The 3,208-nt window shown below is 70.0% G+C and carries 4 protein-coding genes; 1 reads left to right on the top strand and 3 read right to left on the bottom strand.

The genetic code is table 11. From position 1 onward, the window contains the following. From ACWCO3_RS33235 to ACWCO3_RS33225, 3 genes are all read right to left on the bottom strand, one after another. The coding region (locus ACWCO3_RS33235; protein ID WP_450013893.1) for a glycosyltransferase family 4 protein at window positions 1-846 on the bottom strand (846 nt) is incomplete at its 3' end. Continuing rightward, complete coding sequence (locus ACWCO3_RS33230) at window positions 846-1,694, bottom strand: glycosyltransferase (RefSeq protein ID WP_145785251.1); 849 nt, start codon at window positions 1,692-1,694, stop codon at window positions 846-848. The genes ACWCO3_RS33230 and ACWCO3_RS33235, both read right to left, overlap by 1 nt. A 1-nt stretch (window position 1,695) precedes the next feature. Continuing rightward, window positions 1,696-2,886 carry a polysaccharide biosynthesis protein gene (locus ACWCO3_RS33225; protein WP_244311865.1) on the bottom strand — a complete coding sequence of 397 codons (1,191 nt, stop codon included), beginning with the start codon at window positions 2,884-2,886 and terminating at the stop codon, window positions 1,696-1,698. A gap of 235 nt (window positions 2,887-3,121) precedes the next feature. Between ACWCO3_RS33225 and ACWCO3_RS33220 the strand changes: the two genes are divergently transcribed. Beyond that, window positions 3,122-3,208 (top strand): NAD-dependent epimerase/dehydratase family protein (locus tag ACWCO3_RS33220; RefSeq protein ID WP_423437622.1); only part of this gene is annotated, 87 nt, incomplete at its 3' end.

Raw genomic sequence — 3,208 nt, 5'->3', positions numbered from 1 at the left:
GCCGAGGGACAGCGCCTCCAGCGCGCTGAGCCCGAACGACTCGACCCGGGACGGCACCACGAGGCAGTCGATCTCCTGGAGGAAGTCCGCAGCCGTGACCCGGCCGACGAGTTCGAGGTTCGGCTGGGGGGCGATCGCCACCGTGCCGGCGCCGGCGACCTTGAAGTCCAACTCCGGGAGGAGACCGGCGATGTCGGACAGGAGGTCGACGCCCTTCTCCTTCTCCAGCCGGCCGAGATAGCCGACCACCGGCCGGCGACCCGGCTCCGGGGTGTGCGCGGGTTTCGGGCTGGGCCAGGTGGCGGGCAGCGGGTTCGGGATGAGGTGGATGTTCTTGACGCCGCCACGGTCGCGCAGCTCGGCGGCCTCGAACTCGGACACCGCCACGGTCGCGTGTGGACGGGCGCGACGCATTGCCAGGTCCAGCGTGATGTTGGACTGGATGAGCGCCTTCTGCTGGAACGATCCGGCGGTGTCCCGGTACTGCCAGAGGCTGTTGTGCAGGGTGACCACGAGGGGGGTGCGCCTGCGCTCCATGCTCAGTGCGGCGCGGCAGTGCATCGCCGCGGACAACAGGTGGGCGCAGACCACGTCCGGCTGGACCTCGTTGACGAGGCGGCGAATCTCCCGGGCGTAGGCGAGGTCGACCCGACTGGTCGCGCTGAGCCCGATCCACGGCACCCCGGCCTCACGCAGCGCGTAGCCCACCTCGTCGTCGGAGGTCGCGGCGATGACCTCGACGCCGGTACGGGCGTGCGCCGGGATGATCTCCGTCAGGATGCGTTCCGCGCCGCCGAGCTGCCGCCTGCCGGAGCCGCCCGTCGTGCAGACGAACAACACCTTCATCAGGGACGCAGCCCCTCGACGGCACCGCGTGCGATGGCGCGGCGAACCGGGTTTCCGCCCACCGCTGCGCGCAGCAGGACGCCACCCACGTACGCCGTCGTGGCGATGCGGCCGCGCCGCCCGCCCATGGTCCGGCTCGCCCGGATGAACTCCCGGGTGCGACGCTCCGAGATCTCCTCCTCGGACCAACGCCGCTTCGCGGTCGCGTCGTCCTCGTGCATGATCACGGCCTCCGGCACGTACGCCAGTCGCAGGCCCTGCTGCCGCACAGCCCAGCAGAGGCGCATGTCCTCGGAGTAGAAGAACGAGGTCTCGTCGACTCCGCCGATGGCGTCGAAGGTGCTGCGGCGCATGGCGACGAAGGGCCCGGTCAGCCAGTCCGCCTTCTCCGGCGGCGCGACGATCCGCAGGTTCGGCAGCACCATGCTCAGCCCGGTGGCGTGGGCGAAACCGACACCCAGGCCCAGGAAGCGTCCGCCCTCGGTCTGCGACACACCCTCCGGCGTCACCACCCCCGGGAAGGCTGCGCCCACCTTCGGGTCCTCCAGGGCGGTCAGCAGTCGGGCCACGGCATCGGCGTGCACGATGATGTCGTTGTTCGAGAGGATCACGTTTGCCCGGCTGGTGTGCCGCACACCAAGGTTCATGCCCCGCGCGTACCCCAGGTTCGAGCCGGACTGGACGTACCGGACCCCCTGCTGGGCGCAGAACTCGCTCAACGACTCCTGGATGTGCACGGAGCTGCCGTTGTCGACGACAACGATTTCTGCCTCCGCCGGCAGCGACAGGACACAGGCGCGGGTGCGCTCAAAGTCCTCCCAGGCGAGGACAACGATCGAGACATCCATGTCATACCGTCCCATGATTCGGCGACTGCGCTCGTCGCAGGCTTGCTCGGGAAGCGAAAGCGTGCACGGCGTAGGCGAGTGTCGAGGCGATGGCCGCCCCGACCACACCCGCCCACGGGATGATCGCAAAGTAGGCGGGAATCGCGAACGCCAGGGTGATCATGGCGACCACGGTCGTGGCCCGCTCGCCCCGCCTCTTCAGTAGCAGGGCGCTCCAGCTCTTGCCGGCGGCGGTTGCCAGCGAGCCGGGCAGGAGGACGAGGCCGAGGATCCAGGCGTGCCGGTACTCGGGCTGGAGGTAACCCAGCACGCCGAGCCCGAGGACCGCGGCCAGGGCGACCGGCAGAGCCGCGGTGACCACGGCCCTGGTCGGGTCGGGCCCGTCGGTGCCGTCCCGGCTGGCCAGGATCCGCTGCGCCCGAACGACGGCACCGGCCTGCGCGAACTCCAGGGCGGCGACCGCCAGGGCGTACACGCCGAGGGGACCGGCCCCGACGAACCGGGCCACCAGGATCTGGTTGAACCGGAGCGTCATCATCTGGGCGAAGATCCCGAGGTGGAGATTGCCGACGGCGGCCAGGTCGGCGCGGTAGTCCAACGCGCTCGCCTCCGCCCGGGGGGCCCGACCAATCCGGCGCAGCATGCCCAGCACCAGGCCGCACACAGCCAGCGCGCTGACCCACTGGACGACGAGCCACACCATGCTCCACAACCCGCCGTCGAGGTAGCCGGCGAAGTACAGGGCGACGTAACCACCGACCAGCACCGCCCCGCTCGCCGCACGCAGCGAGTAGACCGCCATGAAACTCTTCTGCCGCAGCGCGATCGACGAGACCGTGTTGAAGATCGTCAGACCCGCCGCGGACCCCACCCCGACCAGGTAACTGCCGATCCCGGCTACCGCGGTGAGGACGGCGGCGGCGACGACGGAGAGCAGGACCGAGGCCGCCAGCATCGCGAGAACCCAGGGACGACCCCGGGAGAAGACCCAGCCACCCGGACGGGACAGGAGGAACGTGTCCAGGGACAGACCACCGACTGCCGCGCCCAGAGTCGCGCTCACCATGTTCGCCGAGAGTTCACCGCGCTCTGCCGGAGGCAGGGCCACCGACAGGACCGCCGCCAAGCCGGTCAGGCCGAGCGCGCCCATGTAGAGGCGCTCGGGGGCGATGAGCCGCCGCAGCAGCCCCACGATGCGGGGTTTCGGGGGTGGATTGGTGCCTGGACCCGGCGATGGCCGAGCAGCATTGGCCAGCGACACGCTGTTCTCGCCCCCGATTTTCGACACAGTGCAGTACGACGAGTCACACGCCGCTGGCACTTTCTACCCGAATGAGATGACGCCTGCAATCGCCCGGGCGGCCCTATCCGAGAGTGCCAAAACACCTGCCGTTGTTGACAAACGGGCGGCGTAGACTTCCCGACCCGTGAGGATCCTCGTCACCGGCGGAGCCGGATTCATCGGGTCGGAGTACGTTCGCCTGTTGCTGGGCAAGCCCCTCGGCAGTGCCGAC

Source organism: Micromonospora sp. NPDC002411 (assembly GCF_053592955.1).
This window is presented reverse-complemented; position numbering and strand designations above follow the sequence as displayed.

Excerpts from the sequence above, each read along its gene's own strand:
- ACWCO3_RS33230 (WP_145785251.1), bottom strand. The coding sequence starts at position 1,694 with ATGGATGTCTCGATCGTTGTCCTCGCCTGGGAGGACTTTGAGCGCACC.